A 20,797-nucleotide genomic window follows, 5' to 3' on the forward strand; every position below is an offset into this window, starting at 1 on the left:
CTCCTTTATCGTCATTACTTATACTTGGACTGAAAGGAATCACTCCGCATATCCGTATGCCTGATCACAGCATCCGTATTGATATTAATCTGGCAGGTTTCAAATATACGATCCCAATGATCTTTTACTTGTTTCCAGCCACGTGGATTAGCTCTTTCTGCTGCTTCACCAAAACCTAGATAATCACTTTTTAACGAACGGGCAGTTGTTATGGCAGCGCGAATCTGTTCTTTAATATTCTTTTCCAAAAGCTTCGAAAGATTATTTAACACCGTCGGATCTGTTAGATCCAAGCCATTGGGCGATTCCTTTAATCCAGCCTGCTGAGTGACGTTAATCGTGAAGATAGGATGCTCTATGTCTTTCGCATCAGCGTGGATATGTACCTGTGATAAATACACATTAAACGATATATAATCATTCTCACCTATCGAGACCAGTACCGGCATCTGAGAGATTTTATTCTTAAGCAAAACGGTACCGATCGCCTCCTCCCCTTGCAGCCACCCTTTAAGCTTGTCTTCTTTAAAAGCTGCAAGACCCGTAACTTTTATTATGGCCTCCGGTCTTATTTTTTTTAAATTATCATTACTTTCCCTCTGCTCCAAATCTCCAGTCACTAGCACGCCATTGATCACTGGCCCCCCACCAGGAACCTGTATCCCCCGGATAATATCATCCACTTCCATCCGATAGTTATATCCGAATTGTTTAGAGGTCGTCTGCAGCTTTTCCACCAAATCGTTGGATGGAATTCTTCCGAACACGGTCATAGTCGTCATACATTCACTAGCAGGCTGTCCCTTGGAAATAAAAATCAGGCTTGTCAGCCGGGTTTCACTTTCCCTTTCCAGCACATCCATGATATCCTTGATGCCTTCTTGCGCGAACTTCTCGGAAATGATGACTACCCGAATATGTCCTAAAGACAAAAAACGTGCAGTCTGACGCGAGGCATTGGCTAATGCTTCAAACATAGAGCGGCCGCTACCTTTATATACCGAAACAGGTGAAGTCCCTCTAGCGTTCTTCCCAGAGATTTCGTCAGCAACGATAACCTGAAAGGATACTACGTATTTCTCTTCTTCTGTAGGTCCTCTATCTATGGACACACCCGAAACGATTGCTCTTCTGTTTAATTCCACACTATCCCAGCAGCCTGTGAGACTAAGACAGATCAATACGCAAGGTAAAAGTCCTGCTAAGAAAAAATTGCATTTACTCAGAATCTTGCTTTCCTTTCTTATGCGACTGTGTCCCTTTAGTCTTATCAAGAATTTTTGGAGATAGGTTCTGTTCATGTCCGGTTGTGATCTCCTTCCCTTCTGAAATGTTCCCTTGCTGCGCAGTAGCAGGAGCTGGTTCTGCTGTGCCAAGCGCCCACAAAGGCAGCCTTAAGACAGCATCCTTCTGACCTCTGGATGACAAAGGCACGATTGGAGACAAATAAGGAACGCCAAAAGTCCGCAGACTGTTCATATGTGCAACCAGTACGATTAAACCCAATGTAATCCCGTAAAAACCAAACATACCGGCCAATATCAAAAAACCAAAGCGGATAATTCTGCCCGCAATCGCCATGTTATACGCTGGAATGGCAAAGCTCGCAATCCCGGTCAACGCGACCACAATCACCATAACGGGCGTAATAATTCCAGCCTCTACCACGGCCTGACCAAGAATCAGAGCACCTACTACAGATACGGTCTGCCCAACTGCACGCGGCATTCTTACTCCCGCTTCCCGGATGATCTCAAACGCACCTTCCATTAGAATAGCTTCGACAAAAGCGGGGAAAGGCACATTTTCTCGTTGCGATAACAGGTTGATCAGCAAAGTCGTAGGGATCATCTCATAATGAAACGTCGTCAAAGCTATATACACGGAAGGCCCTAGAATAAGCACGATAAAACTGATATACCGAATAATTCGCATCAGAATAGCAATATCGAACCTTTGCGCATAATCCGAAGCTGACTGAAAAAAAAGAGTGAAAACCGCAGGCAAAATCAATACAAAGGGGGTGCCATCAACGACAATCACTACCCTCCCTTCTAACAGATTCGTTGCAGCCACGTCTGGCCGCTCGCTGTTATTGATCGTTGGAAAAGGGGTAAAGGTCTTATCCTGAATCAGCTCTTCGATATAACCGGATTCCATGATGGCATCTACATTAATCTGTTGCAGCCGTTTTCTAGCTTCTTCAACCAGCTTCTCGTCCGCAGTATCCTTGATGTACATTAAAGCCACATCGGTCTGAGTTACCGACCCGATCTTCACATGCTCGAGCCTTAGTTTGGGTGATCTTATTCTTCTGCGTATTAATGAGACATTCGTAGCCAAAGATTCAACAAAACTATCCTTTGGACCACGCACAACTAGCTGAGTCGAGGGTTCGGTGACAGAACGAGCTTCCCCTCCTTCAGTCTCACACATGATGCCACTGTCATAACCTTCAATGAGAATCAGTGTCTTCCCAGAAAGAATTCCGAGCAGCACCTCGTTCCAATCCTCCTGCAGCTGCGCTTCACCTATTTCCAGGGCACGGTTTAAGATGAGGTCATTCAGATTATTTGCTGCAGTATTACTTTCCTTGAGCATCTCATCCGTAATAGAGAGCAATGAACCCATTACAAATTGATTAACGGTTTCTGTCTTAGCTAGACCATTAAGATGTACCGCAGCAGCCTCAACAAAGGATTGCTCACCAAGCTTTACCTGGCGGATTCTAAGATCCGGACTATCTCCCAGCTCGGTAATGATATTGTTTAGTGTCTGCTCCAGATGAATGGTTAATCTGGCTCCAGAACCTGAACCCGCCGGGTCTGCTTGCTGTCCCTTACCGGATTTATTTCTTTTAGTTAACCCGTTGATGTTCAACAAGCTCCCCTCCTTTTTTCATAAACATTGTAGTATTATTCTCGGTTACTCCTTCCATTATTCGGCTGCTTAAAGTCACATCAGGTTAGAAACACAAAAAAGGCAGTCCAAGAATGCGCTCTTGGACTGCCTTTTTTGTTATTTTTTTATATTGCTACACTGCCCGTGAATACGACCTCAGCAGGTCCAGTCATATACACATGATTATCCTCTTCATTCCATTCAATATAGAGATCGCCGCCCTTTAGACTAATCCAAGCTGCCCGGTCTGTAAGATCGTTCAGCACAGAGGAGACAAGGGTTGCACAAGCTCCAGTGCCACAGGCAAGCGTAGGTCCTGCTCCACGTTCCCATACGCGCATATCCACTCTACCCCGATCAAGCACCGTTGCGAATTCAACGTTCACCTTTCTCGGGAACAAAGGATGTACCTCAAGCTTAGGTCCCCATGTGGCAAGATCAAAATTCACTGCATCTTCTACGTAAATCACGCAATGAGGATTTCCCATGGATACCGCTGTGAACGTAAATTCGGTTCCGTCCGCTTCAATCGGCTGATAGAGCACTGGCTCTGCATCAATAGATACTGGAATTTGCAGACCGGACAATACAGGTTCGCCCATATCTACGGTTACAGTCTCCACAACACCGTCTTTCACGTTTAATGTAACCTTTTGTTCTCCGGCACCAATCGTTTCTATTACAATCTGCTCTGAGCTTACCAGTCCGTGGTCATATACATATTTAGAGACACAGCGAATGGCATTTCCGCACTGCTCCGCCTCCGAACCATCAGAATTCATAATACGCATCATGAAATCGCCACGCTCAGAAGGAAGGATATATACCAGTCCGTCAGCACCGATTCCAAAGAACCGGTTGCATAGGGTTACAGCAAGCTCCGCTGCATTACTTGGCAGCTCTTGCTCTCCGAAAACAACGATGAAGTCATTACCGAGGCCGTGCATTTTTGTAAATTCCATTAAAAGTCCACTCCTAAAGGTTATATTATGTTAGCATTCGCTTAAGCTTAAGGTTCTGTGTAATTTAGCATTTCGCAAGCATATGAGCGGTTAACTGCAACAAGTATACCTTTAGGAATGGAGCATTAGTATTGACTTTATGCTGAAATTTTTGTACTTTTTATCATCGTACTGCCGCTGCGTCCACGATTACGTTTGCCGCCCCAAACACTGCCGGCACCCATCAAGAAGGTTGGGATCCCCGCTGTTACAAACACCAGACACCATTCGCGGAAATTGAGCGGCACTGTTTTGAAGACAGGCTGGAGCACAGGCACGTACATTACGGCCAGCATCAGTAAGACTGATGACAATACGGCAAGTACTAGATACTTATTCTGGAACGGATTGCGGTGGAACACTGAGCGCGAGCTGCGGCAATCGAAGACGTGGATCAACTGTGCCATAACGAGTGTCGCAAAAGCCACCGACTGTGCCCGAATCAATTGTGCAGGATTGTCTGGTGCTATACGTAAAGTTAGCCAAAATGCTCCTAGCGTACATAAGCCAATTAAGAGTCCACGGCTTATAATTTTCCAGCCTAAGCGGCGGGCAAAAATATTCTCTTTCGCACCACGCGGTTTATGCTCCATCAAATCCTTCTCGGGCTGATCCACGCCAAGGGCCATCGCTGGCAGTCCGTCTGTCACCAGATTGACCCAAAGGATTTGAATGGGAACGAGTGGCAATGGCAGAGCGAGCATCATGGCAAAGAACATTGTCAGAATTTCTCCTACATTGGATGCCAACAAATAACGAATGAATTTACGAATATTCTCATAGATGTTTCTGCCTTCTTCGATGGCAGCAACGATCGTAGAGAAGTTATCATCTCCGAGAACAAGTGATGATGCTTCCTTGGTCACATCTGTGCCTGTGATACCCATGGCTATTCCGATGTCCGCAGCCTTAATGGCTGGAGCGTCATTCACTCCATCTCCGGTCATAGCCACTACGTGACCATGACGTTGTAGCGATTTAACGATCCGAAGCTTATGCTCTGGAGATACGCGGGCGAATACATACACATTGTCCGATACCTTATCCAGCTCATCATCATCCATCCGGGTTAACTGAGCACCTGTCAGCACCGTTCCACCACGCTGCAGAATTCCCAGCTGGTGAGCAATAGCCTCGGCAGTTGTTCCATGGTCACCGGTAATCATAACCGTCTTAATCCCGGCCCGGCGTGTGACGCTGATGGCATCGCGGACTTCACGACGTGGCGGATCAATCATTCCAGCCAAACCAATAAAGACTAATTGATTCTCCGCATCCTTTTCACTATTCACATGTTCATTTGGACGCATATCCCGGTAAGCCATACCTAGCACACGAAGGGCTCCAGAAGCCATCTGCTCATTGGCATCAAGCACCTTTTGCCGCAAAGTCGGCGTACAAGGCACAACACCGCCCTCCCAAAGCATGTATGAGCAGCGATTGAGCAGTACATCGGGCGCACCTTTTGTACATACCATCCGTCCTCCAGGATGGCCTACGATCACAGACATCAGCTTCCGTTCAGAATCAAACGGAAATTCCTGTTCACGAGTGTAGGTTACAGCAAGCGTCTGAGCGGTCAGACCCATCTTTCCTGACAGTGCCACGAGTGCTCCTTCAGTCGGGTCGCCCTTCAGTTCCCAAACGGAAGTGTTGTCTGCAGACTTTTCAAGAATAGCATCCTTATCCTTCCCTTTGCGTTTGCCTCGCACTTCAGACTGGAAGGTCTCGATGATTTCCGCGTTGCTGCATAATGCGCCGACCTGCAACATCCGCCGTAAGCTTTGATCATGTTTTAGATCCACTGCTTTACCTTTCTCCAGAACCTGTCCATTTGGAGCATACCCTTCGCCTGTTACCTCAAGACCACGTCCACCCGTCCATAATCGGGTCACCGTCATTTTATTCTGCGTTAAAGTTCCTGTCTTGTCTGAACAGATTACCGAGGCACAGCCCAGCGTTTCCACTGACGGCAATTTACGAACGATAGCTTTGCGTTTGATCATCCGCTGCACACCTAGCGCAAGCGCGATAGTTACAATAGCGGGGAGCCCTTCCGGAATCGCGGCAACTGCCAAGCTCACACCAGCCAAGAACATGGAGGTGGCAGGCTGTCCATGCAGAATACCTGCTGCCACAACTACAATTGTCAATCCCAGAGATACGTAGATCAGAATCTTTCCTAGTTGCTCAAGCCGGTGCTGCAAAGGTGTTTCCTGAGAATCCGTATTTTGGATTAGATCTGCTATCTTACCCATTTCCGTATTCATACCGGTACGGATTACAACAGCTCTCCCTGTTCCTCTGGTTACCATAGTGCCCATGAAGCCTAAATTCTTCTGATCACCAAGCGGAATCTCTTCTGCACGGATCGCTTCCGAATGCTTCGAGACAGGCAATGATTCCCCAGTAAGTGCGGATTCTTCCACATATAGAGCACTGCATTCCAACCAACGTACATCAGCAGGAATCCGATCACCACTCTCCAGCAAGACAATATCGCCTGGCACCAACAGCTTGGCTGGGATAATCTCGCTATTCCCTCCACGTAGCACTTTCGCAGAAGGTGCGGAGAGCTGCTTTAAAGCTCTGAGCGAACGTTCGGCGCGAAACTCCTGAACAAATCCAAGCGCTCCATTCAGTAGGATAATCGCGATGATCGTGATGGCATCCAAGTATTCGCCTAGCAACCCGGATACAAGCGTTGCACCCATGAGCACAAGCACCATGAAATCCTTGAACTGGTTCAACAGCAGGGTAAACGGAGATACTGTCTTTCCTTCCGACAGCTCGTTGTACCCGTTCTCCTTTCGTCTCTCCGCGGCTTCCTCATCACTGAGGCCCGTCCTTGGCTGGACATTGAACATTTTCTGCAGCTCTTCTGCACCGAGACGGTGCCAACTGTTTTGTTCCATGACTTTTCTTTCCCTCCCGGTCGTTTCTTTACTTCCGGCGGCGCACAGCTTTTCCACCTGTTCATGACAAATGTATTCAAGGTCGTCCAATAATATCACCCCTATCCAATTCCCCTTTTGCGCGAATGTCCTAAAGTATGGCATCATAGAGAGGTAAGCATAAACGTCTTTGGCGTCCTTATAAGGACAGGTAGGCGTTTGAGCGAGAAATATAAGACATAAAGTATTGTGTGAAACTTTTACTTTCTTATATTTAAGAAATTCATTTCACGGCGACAGGAGAGCTTTATCATGGCATTAGACGGCATTGTTACCAAAGCTATCGTGCACGAATTGCAATCATTCATAGGTGCACGTATAGGAAAAATATATCAACCGAACAATCACGATTTAATTTTTAACCTGCGCGGCGCAGGTGGCGGCGGCAAGCTGCTGCTCTCTGCTAATCCTACGTATCCTCGGGTGCATTTTACCGAAAGAAACAGCATTAATCCTTCGGAAGCCCCCATGTTCTGCATGCTTATGCGGAAGCATTGTGAGGGAGGGACCATTGAAAGCATTACGCAGGTAGGCATGGAACGAATTATTCACATAAACGTCAAGACTAGAGATGAGCTTGGTGACGTATTTGCCAAAAAGATCATCATAGAGCTCATGGGTCGGCACAGTAACATCATTCTTACTGATCTCAGCTCTGGAACGATCATAGACGGCATTCATCATGTAACTCCATCGATTAGCAGCTATCGGATTGTGATGCCCGGCATCGCCTACACAGAGCCGCCTCAGCAGCATAAGCTGAACCCTTTGGAAATCGGCCAGGAGCAATTTCTCAATTTAATCTCAGCTGCTGAAGAAGCTGCGCTGATAGAGGATGTTGAGGAGAAAGCTGAGCCAGAAGAAATCATTGAGGGAGAGCTTGCTAATCTGATCACAAAAGAAGCAGTAGAGCAAAAACCTGACGGCTCTGGCGGTCCATCTCCCTCAGCTGACCCGGTAGGCTGGATGGTACATGCTTTCAGCGGAATGAGCCCGCTGATTGCTGGTGAAATTGCTCTTCGTCTGAGAAACACCTTGGATAAAGGCGAAGTTACAGAAACCGAAGCAGCGTTTCCAACAAAATTATGGGTTGCCTTCCATTCCGTAATGGGACCCGTATGCGATAACGAGTTTTCTCCTGTTGCAGGTGCAAACGCAAAAGGTAAAATGATTTTTTCTGCGATCCCCTTAACACTTCTGGGTGAGAGTGCGAAACATTACAACTCCATCAGTGAATGTATGGAGGATTATTACGGGGATAAAGCCGAGCGCGATACTGTAAAGCAACGGGTGAGTGATTTGATCCGTTTCCTCAGCAATGAACGGAGCAAAAACGTTAAAAAACTCGCGAATTTGCAGAAGGATCTCGACGAAGCTCAGGATGCTGATCGTTACCGCATTTGGGGTGAGTTGCTTTTCGCTTCATTACACGCGGTATCCAAAGGGGATAAAGAAGCCTCCTTGGTCAATTATTATGATGAAAATCAGGCGGAAATGGTGGTTCCGCTCGATCCGTTATTAAATCCTTCGGACAATGCACAACGTTATTTCAAAAAATACAACAAATATAAAAACAGCCTGCTTGTTATTAATGAACAGCTTTTGAAGACGCATGAGGAAATTTTGTATATGGAGAGTCTGCTGCAGCAACTTGCCCACGCTTCCCTCAACGACATTGAGGAGATCCGCGACGAGCTTGTAAGCCAAGGTTATCTGCGTGACCGGAGCAAAAAGGGTAAAAAGAAGAAAAAGGCCACCAGACCCACATTACAGGTCTTCACCTCTTCGGAAGGAATCGATATTTATGTCGGCAAAAATAATTTGCAGAACGAATACGTCACCAATCGGCTGGCTTCTCCGAATGATACTTGGCTGCATACCAAGGACATCCCCGGATCACACGTGGTCATCCGAAGTGAGCAATTTGGAGATGCAACGCTAGAAGAAGCCGCTCAACTTGCCGCTTATTTCAGCCAAGCCAAACAGTCCAGCAGTGTGCCTGTGGACTGTACATTGATCCGCTATGTACGTAAGCCAAGCGGTTCCAAGCCGGGATTTGTAATCTATGATCATCAAAAGACACTGTTCGTCACACCTAATGAGGAAAGAATTAAGAGTCTTCCAAATACTTTGAGAAGCTAACTACTAGATATAAAGAAACCTCCAGCTGCAGATGTTGAACATCTAAGGCTGGAGGTTTTTATAATTCGCTCCGCAAATCGACTAATTTCATGCCTTCTTGTTTAAAAACTTCAGTACTTTTGTAGAAACCGTAACACTGCCGATATCCCCGTGAAAAATCACGCCTTGACGGGCACCATGAAAGTCAGAACCTCCGGTTATTAACAAATTATAATCCTCAGCCATAACTTGATAACGTTCTTCTTCCGCAGGTCCGTGATCAGAGTGATAGACCTCAATCCCTTTAAAAGCGCCTTGCTCCAGAATATCTCGCACCAGAAGGTCATCCCCGTACAAGCCCGGGTGGGCTAATACTGGAGACCCTCCTGCCTCAATGATCCACTCGCAAGCTTCCTCCGGTGTAATTCTGGGAGGTGACACATAGGCTGCTGCACCCTCGGCCAAATACTTGTTGAAGGCATCTCTCATATCGGTAGCTGCCCCAAGCCGAACCAGCTCGTCGGCAATATGTGGCCGGCCGATGCTTTCGTCAGGCTTCAATTCCCGCCCGATCCCCGCTATAACCTGTTCCAAGGTAATCGCAATCCCAAGGTCTTGCAGCTTGGTAATTATCGCTTCATTCCTAAGTGCCCGGGTATCTCTTAGCCCTTCCAAACGTGAGAGAAATTGTTCATTCTCAGGATCAACATAATAGCCCAGCACATGAATGTCTTTGCCACCAGCACGCGTACTGATCTCTACACCAGGCACAACGGTTATTCCGTACTTCTCTCCTGCTTCACAGGCTTCCTTCACGCCAGCTACTGTATCATGATCCGTAATGGCAACAGCGCTTAGCCCCTTCTCCTTAGCAAGACGTACATTCTCCGCTGGCGGCTGCATGCCGTCAGAGGCTTGAGTATGGGTATGGAGGTCACATGCATCCTTAGCAGATAGGTTACCTGCATTCTCCCACTCTTCCCGCAGAATCCCCATTTTTATGGCATCATAGTATTCTCCTCGCACGATTCGTGCTTTACGGACGCGAGCTTCCTCCACCATGCCACATTTCGTTGCCAACCCGATCATTCTTTTATTCCCTGACCAGGTGCCTATTCCAAGACGGACTGTATCAAGAGAATTAAATAAATAATCTATCCACATCTTAAACGCTTCCGTACCGTAACCACCTGACCAATAACTAGAATCAAAGATTACTATACCAATCTCCATCCAGTTGGTTTCTTGCGATATCCAGTAGCGCCCTACTTTGCCCTTTACCTTGCCGTCTATTTCTATGATCAACAGGTTACGCGGGGTTTCCGTCTCAACTAACGCCAAATGACCTATGTAGTCCTCGGTAAACTTTTCGAATCTTTGATGTGCCAGAGATTTATAGGGACCATCCCATTTCAAGTGTTCACGGTCTTCAGCTTCATGATAGTGATAATAAAGCTTCTGAAAATCAGCCTCTGTAATATCGCGCAATACTAGCTTTTCTCCACGTAGAACAATTGACATTGTAATATCCCCCGCTTTAACTATCAGATTTGATTCGAATGCTCACGCAAATAAGTCAGGAAGGTTACTGCAGAAATTGGCAGCAGTGTTGATTTTAGATGAATAGCGTAGAATTGTCTTTTAAAAGAGGCATCGGAGATATTCACAATTTTCAACAGTCCCAGCGCAACTTCATGCTTAACCGAAGAGGTCGATATGATCGTTATGCCAAGACCTGCTTCCACCGCTGATTTCACAGCTCCCGTACTTCCAAGCTCCATCACGATCTTCATAGTTCCCGGATCAAGTCCCTTGGAGAACAGCTGCTCCTCCATCACACGCCGCGTTCCTGAGCCCTGCTCACGCAATACAAAAGGATGCTGAAGCACTTGCTCCAAGGTAACCTCTTGCTGCTCCGCAAGTGGATGATCATGTGGCACGATCAACTTCAGTTCATCCCCCATCACGGGCTCGATCTCCATGTCCGGATGTGTGACCGGGGCTTCAATTAAACCAAAATTCAGTTGATGCTTGAGGATTTCCTCCATAATTTGCGAGGTATTCATCACTTTCATCATAATTGAAATGTTAGGATATTGCTTTCCGAAAGGGCCTAACAGCCGTGGCAGCACATATTCTCCTATCGTAAGACTCGCCCCAAGCTGCAGCCGCCCCTCCAGCATATGTGTGAATGCTGACATCGCTTGATCCGTCTCACGCATCAGCTGAATACTGCGCAGCGCGTATGGCATCAGGGTGTGCCCTGCTTCGGAGAGTACGATTTTTTTGGTGGAACGGTTAAACAATTTGGTGCCAAAATAATCCTCCAGTGCCTGTACCTGCATGGTCACAGCTGGTTGAGTCATATGTAAAGTCTGCGCCGCCGCCGAGAAGCTTCCCCGCTCGGAGACCGTATAAAAAATATGCAGCTGATGAAAGTTCATGCTTCGCAACTCCTTATATTACAAAAAGAACGTCCTTTAAAGACGACAATCGTTTCTCGTAGAAACTTAAGAATATTATAATCGTGCTGTATATAAATTCTTATATTTTTAAAAAGGACATGCAGACTCGCCGCATGCCTCTTGCCCGTTTCTTTATAGACTATTTGCGTCTTCGTTTCTTCTTCGACAGCTTTGTGCGGTGAGAATTACGCAGCAGTGAAAAATAGGTCTTTAAATCTCTCAACTGTGGCATCTCCGAGATTCTCCCAAGAAACGAAACGATGATCATAGAATATAATGGCTGGCCTGAGAGATCTCTCTCACCTGTCAATTCCGTAAACTCAGCGATTACTACAGAGTCATCGTCAATTAAATATGCGTTATAATCACTGCTTGAAAAGGGCTTGATCCGATTCTGCATTAGGCACTGCCACATCCATGCAGCGACCTCTTCGGCATTGCTTGCACCATTGCTGATGCGGTCCATATAACGGCTCTTCGCATGATTGGTTATAACGATATCGGCGACCCTGTAATCGTTCAGCATGATGTGGAAGGGCTCATAAGTGCTGGGCCAATCCGTCCCCTTGTTGCGCATCATCATCACACTCCACCATAAGGGTCTTAGTATGCACTTAATGTTGTCATCTTACCTCATTGCCGAAAGTTGTACAAGTTTCTACCGTCGAGAGTAATGGCGTTTTTTTGTAAATAAGCATAAAAAAAACAGGCGCTGTTTAAGCGCCTGTTTATCTCCTGGAATCACATACTGTAATTACGGGACTTGTCCGGTCCATTACTAGTATACTCTGTCTTAATTTCGTTACGATAAGATCTTTCAATCTTTCGCACATAGGAGAGTCTGCGGACATTCTTCATAACTTCCTCGGCCCGTTCTGCATTTACATACATAACTGCATAATGCATTTTCCGAGAAACATAATGTAATGTTCCGTATTTCTCAAGGTTACGTGCCGCTTTAACGTCACTTACCCAAATGATGTATCCTGTCCGTTCCGCAAACATAAGCTAAACCGCCTTTCTCTCTCTAAATCCTAAGGGAAGCTTATCCGCAGGAGCATTTTCCCCCGCTGCCGCATCCACCTTTAGGGGAAGGATCATTACTTGGTACTTTAATGCTATCGGATACTGAAAAAGCAATCGCTTCCGACATGGAATGCAGAATGTCGTCAAGGGTCTTCTCTGCCAGCTTGAAACGAACAACTTCTTCGAACCGCTCCAGTTCCGCTTCTACTGCCGAAACCTCATCCTTTGCTGAATGATAATTCGGGTGGAAATGTCCGAATCGCTGTGTTTCTTCAAACAACTCCTTCTTAGTCTGAAGTCGTTTGACCATGGCCTGAATTTCGGGGTTCGTATCAACCCGTCCTTTCCAGTATAAGTAATCCGACACCTCGGCGGATTGATTAATCATATCGCCTAATTCATAGGCGTATGTCAGCACTTCAGCCATATCGACCGTATTTATTTCAGCTACGCTCATGAACTCAGCTCTTTTCTTCGTTAATGATCTACCGATTCAGTAGACTTTTCTATCATACCATAATCACTCGCTTGAGCAGAAGAGGAATTTCTTCGTCCTTTGGGAATAACTAACTTCATTTCCTTCCAGTCTTCCGGAGTGAGCTCTATATCTTCAACCGTTTCACCATCGTGATAGAGCAGCTGTCCGGAAACTCTCCATGGATTTCCGCTTATGCGGGAAGGGATAAAATCTAACATCTGATCTTTTAGTGCAAAACGCACTTTGACTCCCCATCTTAACCCTTGCACCATCACCTTTTGTGCAGTCGAGCTATGATAATGCCGCCATTCTTTGCTCCAGATCTGCGGTACATTTTCTCCACCGAAGAGAATCTCCTCCTCTTGTTCAGGAGCAATAACCGGCAGGTTAAGAAAAGGATTCCCTTTGGACAGCAATCCTAGTTCTACATTCAGCTCTGGAAGAACATACGTTGCCTCGGGGTTTCCTGTTTCATGAGGAAACCAACTCCACCCTACGTTTGGATCCTCCCCTTGTCCTCCAATGATTCTGGAAGGCGCTAGCCCCGCGGAGTACAGTTCTTTTCGTATCTGTTCCATGTATTCCGGGTCCACTATGAAATGTAAAGGACCGATACGTTCAAGATTCTCCTGTAAACGCGGGTGAGCTGCGATAGCAGCTCCATCGGCTTCCGTCTGACAGGTCAAGAGAATTACTTGCGATAGTGAAGTACGGCCAATGCTTTTTGCCCATTGCTCAAGGGACATTTGAACCACCGAAGGAAGCCCGCCCATTGCATGCTCCCTTATCCAGGAGATGATGTCATTCGGTGACATTCCACGCTCAGCTGCAAGTTCCAACCTCTCTTTCGTCAGCCGGAAGCTCCATATCGTATCACTTTGCTGGAGCTCAGCGCAGCCAGCCAGTGTCCATCGTACAGAATAGGGGACCTCCGGTGGAACCAGCACCTCGAAATCCGGCTGCACAATAAACTGTTCCTGTGTATCTCCAGACCCAACAGCAGCGAATGATCCCCTCTCAGCAGATAGCATTGGCTTAGCAGCGGTCCAGCGAAAACACAACATGCCCTCAGCGGTTTCTCCCAGTTCACACCAGCCAAAGCCTGTTAAACAACGTAACCAGTTCAAGCTTGACTTCTCAAGCTCATTACGGGCAACGTTACCTGTGAGATTAGAAGCCATCATCCAGTCTAATAGTGCGGGCAGCATTATCCATTTCCCGGGGATAAAATCTGCATTAGAAATTATATAACGAAAATGTTGATCGGCTGGGCCCACGCTTCCAGAGCGATTAATTACAATCCCATAAAGAATGTCACTCATCGTCGCTTCAGGAAGCTGCAGCCAACGATCCAACAGCTCCAGATCAAGCGTGTATCCGGCACTCTGCCTGCGAATAAGTCCAAGACACAGCAGGATATCCACCGTCGCTATGACAGAAAGTGTGTTCTGTTCCTCTAAAAGAGAACCCACGGAGAGCCCTTGCAAATGCTCCTCCCCAAAAGAGAGCTGCGCCGCTAAGCGGTTTAGATGCTTTTTGTGAATAATCCCCTTGGCTGTCAGCGGCAACCCTTCCCAAGCGGTGAACAGCAAAGCCCGAAATAAATCTATCGCCAGTCCGGCTCCTGCTTCCATGGTAAGACTCACTAAATGCCCGGCAATGAATTGCGGCTGATACGGGAAAAATTCTTGTTCAATTGCCGGCAGCTGATCAACAGGAATCTGGTACAGCTTTTCGCCTAATATTTTATGCCTTGCAGTTAACAGCCCCTCGCGGCGCAATTCGTTCATTGCAAGCTTTTGCTCAGCACGACAAAGCGCCACAGGGCGCAATCGTTCTTCCTTCCCTTCCTCAAACGGCTGGGCAGCATAAGCTGCACATAATCGCTTTAAGACCTCTAATGCTTCTGTTGACAGCTGGTTCAATGGATGGTTCGCTCCTCTCCACTCGGCATCTTTTTAACGACATATTCATAGCCCTGCTCAGTCAAAAACATCCGGCGGCGCAAAGCGAAATCCTGTTCCCGGCTATCTTCAGATACCAGTGTATAGAAATAGGCTTTATTCTCCCCCGCTTTGGGACGGAGGATTCGACCTAGTCGCTGGGCTTCCTCCTGCCGTGATCCATAAGCTCCCGAGACTTCAATAGCAATTGACGCGTCAGGTAAATTCACCGCGAAATTCGCTACTTTTGACACCACCAGTACCTGTATATCTCCCTCGTTAAAAGCCGCATATAGCTCGTCTCTTTCACGCTGCTTCGTTTTGCCAGTAATTAAAGGCGCCCCGATCCTGTCAGCCAGTTCACTTAACTGGTCGAGATATTGTCCAATAACCAGCACCGAAGAACCTGTATGGACCTTTAGAAGCTTGGCTACAATTTCAGCTTTGGCAGGATTGCAGGAAGCCATACGAAATTTTTCTTTTGCCGCCGCGTACATATATTCTTGTTTAAGCTCCGGATTCATCGGCACAATGATCTCTACACATTCCACTTCAGCGATCCAGCCCTGCTGCTCCAGCTCCTTCCAAGGCAAATCGTAGCGTTTCGGTCCGATTAAAGAGAACACATCCCCTTCCTTCCCGTCTTCTCTAACCAAAGTGGCTGTAAGCCCCAGTCGACGTGTAGCCTGAATGTCTGCTGTAGCCCGAAATACAGGCGCTGGAAGCAGGTGAACCTCATCATATATAATCAAGCCCCAATTGCGTTCGTTAAACAGCTTCATATGGAGAAACGGACCGTCTTTGGACGAACGATGCGTTAATATTTGATAGGTGGCAATGGTAACTGGCCGCACTTCTCTTTTTTCACCCGAATATTCACCTACTGCCTCTCCAGCCAAATCTGTTCGCTCCAGCAATTCATCCATCCATTGCCTTACGGACGTTGTATTTGAAGTTAAAATCAGGGTTTCACATTGGAGACTTTCAAGTACTGCTACTCCTACAATGGTCTTCCCTGCGCCACAAGGCAGCACCACCACACCGCTTCCCCCTTGTCCTTCTGTCCCTTGAAACAGCTGAACGGCCTCCTGCTGATATTCACGTAAGCCAAATGAATCGTTTGCCGAATCAGCCTTGCAGGTATCGAGATTCTCCTTCCAGGTCAAGCTAAGCGCTTGCCCTTCATGATATCCGGCGTAGTCGAGAACTGGATACCCCAATCTCATCAGCTCTTGTTTCAAAAGCCCTCTATTCTCCGCAGGGCACGAGCATTCCAGAGGATTTATTCTCAGTAGACCCAACGCTTTTAGACCTTGTACATCACTCAACTCATTCAAAAGCTCAGGAGCATCCGTTCTTAACATAACGACCTCATTCTGAGTCTCTTGGCCATGAAGAGTCAGCTTTCCATATCTGGACAAAAGAGTTTCAATTTCCTCCTCCAATCCTGTGGGAACACCCCAGCGTGCAAGGTGATGCAGGCTAGTGATAATCTCCTCAGCAGTATAATTAAGCGCAGCTGCATTCCAAAGAGATAAAGGGGTAATTCGGTAGGTATGGTAAGCAGGAGGACTTTTTATCAGCTCCGCGAAGGTCCCTAGCTTTTTCCTTGCCACCTCAAAATCCGGATGAGCACATTCCAGTAAAATTGTCCGGTCCCTGCGTACGATGCAAGCTCCTGATCCATTCATAGCTTTTCCTCCCTAGTGTTCAAGTGATTTAAGCTTGCGCTATGTAATTTTGTTTATTTTCATATAACAGGAAAAAGCCCATCCCCGCATAACGGTCATGAGCTTCCCTATCTGACTATTTAATGTAAGTGCTGCTGCGAAATATCATGGAGGGCTTCACCAGCTTCATCCGCAAAAATGTCGCGCACAGCCAGATCTCCAATCGACACTACGCCCACCAGCTTCTGGTCACGTGTCACCGCCAGCCTGCGAATTTGCCAGCCAGCCATTAACTCTGCAGCCTCATCTACTGAAGTATTCTCCGAGACGGCCTGAATCTCTTTACTCATTACAGTTTCCACTGAGGTTGAACCAGGGTGTTTAGCCGCATAACCTCTAATCACGAGATCGCGGTCAGTAATTACACCGAGCAGTGTCTTATGTTCTTCATTATCAACAACAGGTATAAATCCAGTGTCATAATCTCGCATTTTCACGGCAACTTCATACACATTATCTTGCAGCGTAACCGTTGCAGGCTCCTTCGTCATAACCTCTTTCACTGTCTTCAAGAATGAACCCTCCTAATCATGGTCTCCATGTTATGGGAATAGGTTCTCCTCTATGAAACGAAATTATACGATTGTGTCCTCACGCATACAGGAATTCGCCATAGCAATGAGCAGCTTCATTCCGTGCAGCATGGCATCTTCGTCAAAATCAAATTTGCTATGATGATGTGGATAGTCAGCCTCTTTATCCGGATTTCCGGCACCCACAAACATAAAGCAGCCTGGAATCTCCTTAACATAATAGGCAAAATCCTCAGCTGGCATCAGCTTTTCCATCCGAATCACTTCAACAGATTCTCCTAAAGCCGCTGGGGCCACCTCGAAAAACCGCTGCACTTCACCATCGTGATTTACGAGGGGAGGATATCCCATAACGTAATCTATCTTAGCTTCTGCCCCGTAAGCGCTGGCAATAGAAACGGTCATTTCTTCGATTCGCTGGCGTATCAAATGCCGTGTCTCCTCGTCGAATGCCCGCACTGTCCCTGTGATCCGGCATTGCTCGGCAATGACATTCTGGGCGAACCCCCCTTGAATGGTTCCTACACTGAGTACAGCGGGCTCCAGCGGGTTCACAGAGCGGCTTACAATGCTTTGCAGCTGGGTCACCAGCGCCGCTCCCGCCACGATGCTATCAATGGTACGGTTCGGCATGCCGCCATGTCCGCCTTTGCCAATGATATCTATAAAAAACTCGTCCGCAGACGCCATCAACGGTCCCGGAGCACTCCCAACAGTTCCCATAGGCAATGGAGTCCACAGATGCAGACCATACACCGCATCCGCTCCTTCTAACATGCCTTCGGCAATCATCCCCTGCGCCCCTCCTGGGCATACTTCCTCTGCGGGCTGAAAAAGAAAACGCAGCTCCCCTTCCAGCTCCTCAAGCCGGCTGCTGTAGTAAGAGGCTACACCGAGCAGTATGGAAGTGTGGCCATCATGTCCACAGGCATGCATTACCCCTTCATTTTGCGAAACGTAATCCTTCTTGTTCTCCTCTTTAATAGGTAGGGCATCCATGTCCGCACGAAGAACAACGGTTTTCCCCGGCCGCTTTCCCCGTAGTATGCCAAGCACACCATACCCTGTCCCGCTTTTTCTGACTTCAATTCCGAATTCGGCTAACTTATCTGCTATAAATGCTGACGTTTCCTTTTCATGAAAAGACAACTCCGGATGACGATGCAAATGGCGTCTCCATTCCACGATCTCCGGCATGAGCGAATCAACCGCTAAGCTCTTCATAAGTTCTCCATCCCCTTCTCGATAAACCCGCATCCATAGCAAGCGATAGCAGTCCTGTTCACTTTGTTCCAGCCGCGAACGACTATAATTCTTTTATTGTAGCAGAAACGCAAAAAACTGGGTATTGTTAGGCACTGCCTACTCTTGCACAACCTTTAGAAACATACTATCATGAGGTAGAACATCAGCAATCGGATCAGAAATTCATCATTATACTTCATAAGGGGGATATGCGTGCTATGATTTTTGAGAACACGGGCCTCGTAGGATTGAAGAGTGATCTTCTCTATCTGGACGAGAGTGCCACAAAAGCTGGCTTCATCCGCTGGCAATGGGAATACTATCGTGCCACTTACGACTGCAAAATTGAAGACCCACAGGATGGTGGCGAATACTTCCTACGCATTAACACTCGCGCTGTCGAGGGAAAGCTAGAGAAGTCTGATGCCGTACTTGCAATTGAAGCCGTATACTTAGGAAAAGCAACCTTCCCTCATGGCCTGGAATATGAATCTCCGGTGCCAAAACCAGTATTGGACACTGCTGCTAAGCGGATTCTTGAATTAAAGCAGCTGTTAGAGGCTTGAGTAACAGAAAGGGAACGACGAAACAAAATGTCAGCCTGCCCAAAAGAGGAACACCCGATTTCCAACTACTTATCTTAACACTACTACTTGTGGGTTTCGGTCTAGTCATGGTCTTCAGTGCTAGCTCAAGCTTAACCTTAGCAAGCCCGAAGTTCGGTAATGACCCTCTATTTTTCATTAAACGCCAAGTGATCTGGATCGTACTCGGAACCATTGTTATGTTTATAGCTATGAACATTCACTACAGTAAGTTTAAGAAGTGGTATGTACCTATTTTTATCATCACCGTTATACTTCTGCTCGTGGTAGCCTTCTCTGAAAAAATTAATGGTGCCAAGAGCTGGCTTAGTATCGGAACACTTGGAATTCAACCCACCGAATTAGCCAAAATATCGATTATCCTGTATATCTCAGCACTCATCACCAAAAAAGGTGAACGGTTTAGAGATTTCCGTACAGGATATATCCCTGTAATGGTCATCGTGGGTATTGTTGCCGGACTTATAATGATGCAGCCGGATTTAGGTTCTTGCCTTATTCTCGTAGCTACCAGCGGACTTGTTATTTATGCCGGTGGTGCCAGCATGAAGCATATTCTGGGCTCTATAGCACTGCTAGTGCTGGGTGTAGGACTAGTTATAGGCGCCAAAGCAGCGATTGATTCCTTATCTCCATCCGATAAAGCCACTGACACTCAGGATTATAGAAAAGGTCGTATCGTTGCCTTTTTAGATCCTTATCAGGTTGCTGAGGGTGATGGTTATAACATTATTCAATCCTTAACCGCTCTTGGCCAAGGTGGAGTAAGTGGTTCCGGCTTCGGCAAAAGCATTCAAAAGCTGGACTATCTAAAATACCCTTATACGGACTTTATCTTCCCCGTAATTGGTGAAGAGTTCGGCTTTCTTGGGACCTCCATATTTTTGATGTTATATCTGTATTTTATCTGGCGAGGTATTCTAATCGCTTTAAGGTGTAAGGATCCCTTTGGTACGCTCGTCGGAATTGGGATTATGGGCCTCATAGCCATTCAGGCCTTTGTCAATATCGGCGGTGTAACCAATACAATCCCTCTTACCGGCGTTACCTTGCCGTTTATCAGCTACGGGGGCTCTTCACTCCTTGTCAGCATGCTGTGCATGGGAATTATGCTAAGCATCTCAAGAGAAACCAACCTTCCTGCCAAAGAGGAAGTAACGAAATCTGTAACAACGGTTAGACAGGTTCGTTCCCGGTAAGCTTTATAAAGCCGGAGGTTAGGGAATTTACACATAAAAAAGCAGCCCAGGGAATTAACCTTGGACTGCTTTTTTGTGTACAAGTTTTTTAAGAGATTTCATCATTCTTGAAAGCTACGCCTTCAACTTTGACATTTACCTCAACAATATGAAGTCCAGTCATGCTCTCCACAGCTTCACGTACGTTCTGCTGAAGCATCCGGCACACTTCGTGGATCGGTGTTTCATAGAGAACGATAATTCGTAGATCTACTGCTGCTTCCAGCTGTCCTACTTCAACGGTAACGCCCTTCTGAACGTTCTTACCGCTTAGACGTTTCGCCCAGCCTTCTGACAGGCCACCAGACATGGCTGCAATTCCCGGAGTCTCCAAGGCAGCCAAACCGGCAATTTTTGAGACGACGTCATTTGAAATTCGTATATTTCCCATTTCCAGTTGAAGTTGTTCTGCCATGCCATATCCCCCCTACACTCATTATCAATTATTGTAATTCCAAAACAGGCTAAAAAGCAAATCACTTTATCGCTTTCTCGTTTACACCTAGGAACAATTTGGGTATATTGATTATGAATTCAATCTAAATACATAGATAGGA

General features: G+C 46.7%; 17 protein-coding genes and 1 pseudogene. 3 read left to right on the forward strand and 15 right to left on the reverse strand.

Going from position 1 to position 20,797, the window contains the following annotated elements; genetic code table 11:
* Nucleotides 1-14 precede the first annotated feature (14 nt).
* The 4 genes from MHI15_RS24740 to MHI15_RS24755 form a co-directional block, all read right to left on the reverse strand.
* Nucleotides 15-1,301, reverse strand: a complete 1,287-nt coding sequence (locus tag MHI15_RS24740; protein ID WP_081383232.1) for a Ger(x)C family spore germination protein — start codon at nucleotides 1,299-1,301, stop codon at nucleotides 15-17.
* Complete coding sequence (locus tag MHI15_RS24745) at nucleotides 1,219-2,880, reverse strand: spore germination protein (protein WP_076280822.1); 1,662 nt, start codon at nucleotides 2,878-2,880, stop codon at nucleotides 1,219-1,221. Before MHI15_RS24745 ends, MHI15_RS24740 begins: the two co-directional genes overlap by 83 nt.
* Before the next feature lie 146 nt (nucleotides 2,881-3,026).
* Nucleotides 3,027-3,863, reverse strand: coding sequence for a diaminopimelate epimerase (gene dapF, locus MHI15_RS24750; RefSeq protein WP_076280823.1), 837 nt, complete (start codon nucleotides 3,861-3,863; stop codon nucleotides 3,027-3,029).
* A gap of 137 nt (nucleotides 3,864-4,000) precedes the next feature.
* Nucleotides 4,001-6,817, reverse strand: a complete 2,817-nt coding sequence (locus MHI15_RS24755; protein WP_076280363.1) for a calcium-translocating P-type ATPase, SERCA-type — start codon at nucleotides 6,815-6,817, stop codon at nucleotides 4,001-4,003.
* A gap of 291 nt (nucleotides 6,818-7,108) precedes the next feature.
* On the opposite strand from MHI15_RS24755, the gene MHI15_RS24760 reads away from it, so the two are divergent.
* On the forward strand, nucleotides 7,109-8,998 hold the full coding sequence (locus tag MHI15_RS24760) for an Rqc2 family fibronectin-binding protein (RefSeq protein WP_076189873.1): 1,890 nt from the start codon (nucleotides 7,109-7,111) through the stop codon (nucleotides 8,996-8,998).
* An 87-nt stretch (nucleotides 8,999-9,085) separates the two neighbouring features.
* Here the strand turns inward: MHI15_RS24760 and MHI15_RS24765 are convergent, their stop codons facing one another.
* The 10 genes and pseudogenes from MHI15_RS24765 to MHI15_RS24810 form a co-directional block, all read right to left on the reverse strand.
* On the reverse strand, nucleotides 9,086-9,973 hold the full coding sequence (locus MHI15_RS24765) for a PHP domain-containing protein (RefSeq protein WP_076190152.1): 888 nt from the start codon (nucleotides 9,971-9,973) through the stop codon (nucleotides 9,086-9,088).
* 72 nt (nucleotides 9,974-10,045) lie between these two features.
* Nucleotides 10,046-10,498: pseudogene (locus MHI15_RS24770) on the reverse strand (GNAT family N-acetyltransferase); the annotation flags it as partial.
* 23 nt (nucleotides 10,499-10,521) lie between these two features.
* Nucleotides 10,522-11,421, reverse strand: a complete 900-nt coding sequence (locus MHI15_RS24775) for a selenium metabolism-associated LysR family transcriptional regulator (RefSeq protein ID WP_076129135.1) — start codon at nucleotides 11,419-11,421, stop codon at nucleotides 10,522-10,524.
* Nucleotides 11,422-11,581: 160 nt separating this feature from the next.
* Nucleotides 11,582-12,019, reverse strand: coding sequence for a hypothetical protein (locus tag MHI15_RS24780; RefSeq protein WP_076129159.1), 438 nt, complete (start codon nucleotides 12,017-12,019; stop codon nucleotides 11,582-11,584).
* Between the two features lie 164 nt (nucleotides 12,020-12,183).
* Complete coding sequence (locus tag MHI15_RS24785; RefSeq protein ID WP_036686170.1) at nucleotides 12,184-12,447, reverse strand: YlbG family protein; 264 nt, start codon at nucleotides 12,445-12,447, stop codon at nucleotides 12,184-12,186.
* A 40-nt stretch (nucleotides 12,448-12,487) separates the two neighbouring features.
* On the reverse strand, nucleotides 12,488-12,925 hold the full coding sequence (locus tag MHI15_RS24790; RefSeq protein ID WP_076129134.1) for a YlbF family regulator: 438 nt from the start codon (nucleotides 12,923-12,925) through the stop codon (nucleotides 12,488-12,490).
* A gap of 20 nt (nucleotides 12,926-12,945) precedes the next feature.
* Nucleotides 12,946-14,871, reverse strand: coding sequence for a helicase-associated domain-containing protein (locus MHI15_RS24795; protein WP_341164985.1), 1,926 nt, complete (start codon nucleotides 14,869-14,871; stop codon nucleotides 12,946-12,948).
* On the reverse strand, nucleotides 14,868-16,580 hold the full coding sequence (locus MHI15_RS24800; RefSeq protein ID WP_076189871.1) for a DNA repair helicase XPB: 1,713 nt from the start codon (nucleotides 16,578-16,580) through the stop codon (nucleotides 14,868-14,870). Before MHI15_RS24800 ends, MHI15_RS24795 begins: the two co-directional genes overlap by 4 nt.
* Before the next feature lie 119 nt (nucleotides 16,581-16,699).
* Nucleotides 16,700-17,131 carry a CBS domain-containing protein gene (locus tag MHI15_RS24805; protein WP_076129131.1) on the reverse strand — a complete coding sequence of 144 codons (432 nt, stop codon included), beginning with the start codon at nucleotides 17,129-17,131 and terminating at the stop codon, nucleotides 16,700-16,702.
* Nucleotides 17,132-17,194: 63 nt separating this feature from the next.
* Nucleotides 17,195-18,376 (reverse strand): M20 family metallopeptidase, encoded by a 1,182-nt coding sequence (locus MHI15_RS24810; protein WP_076189870.1) that lies wholly within the window; start codon nucleotides 18,374-18,376, stop codon nucleotides 17,195-17,197.
* A gap of 239 nt (nucleotides 18,377-18,615) precedes the next feature.
* Here MHI15_RS24810 and MHI15_RS24815 point away from each other — a divergent pair, with 239 nt between their 5' ends.
* Nucleotides 18,616-18,963: a YugN family protein gene (locus MHI15_RS24815; RefSeq protein ID WP_036686159.1), complete on the forward strand. Its 348-nt coding sequence runs from the start codon at nucleotides 18,616-18,618 to the stop codon at nucleotides 18,961-18,963.
* Nucleotides 18,960-20,201, forward strand: coding sequence for a putative lipid II flippase FtsW (ftsW, locus tag MHI15_RS24820; RefSeq protein WP_081387374.1), 1,242 nt, complete (start codon nucleotides 18,960-18,962; stop codon nucleotides 20,199-20,201). The genes MHI15_RS24815 and ftsW overlap by 4 nt, the downstream gene beginning before the upstream one ends.
* Nucleotides 20,202-20,289: 88 nt before the next feature.
* On the opposite strand, the gene MHI15_RS24825 is transcribed toward ftsW, so the two are convergent.
* The gene (locus tag MHI15_RS24825; protein WP_019911482.1) at nucleotides 20,290-20,655 is read right to left on the reverse strand and encodes an Asp23/Gls24 family envelope stress response protein; all 366 of its coding nucleotides are present in this window, start codon (nucleotides 20,653-20,655) and stop codon (nucleotides 20,290-20,292) included.
* Between the last annotated feature and the right edge of the window lie 142 nt (nucleotides 20,656-20,797).

Source organism: Paenibacillus sp. FSL H7-0918, from assembly GCF_038007025.1.
Taxonomy (GTDB): Bacteria; Bacillota; Bacilli; order Paenibacillales; family Paenibacillaceae; genus Paenibacillus_AQ; species Paenibacillus_AQ odorifer.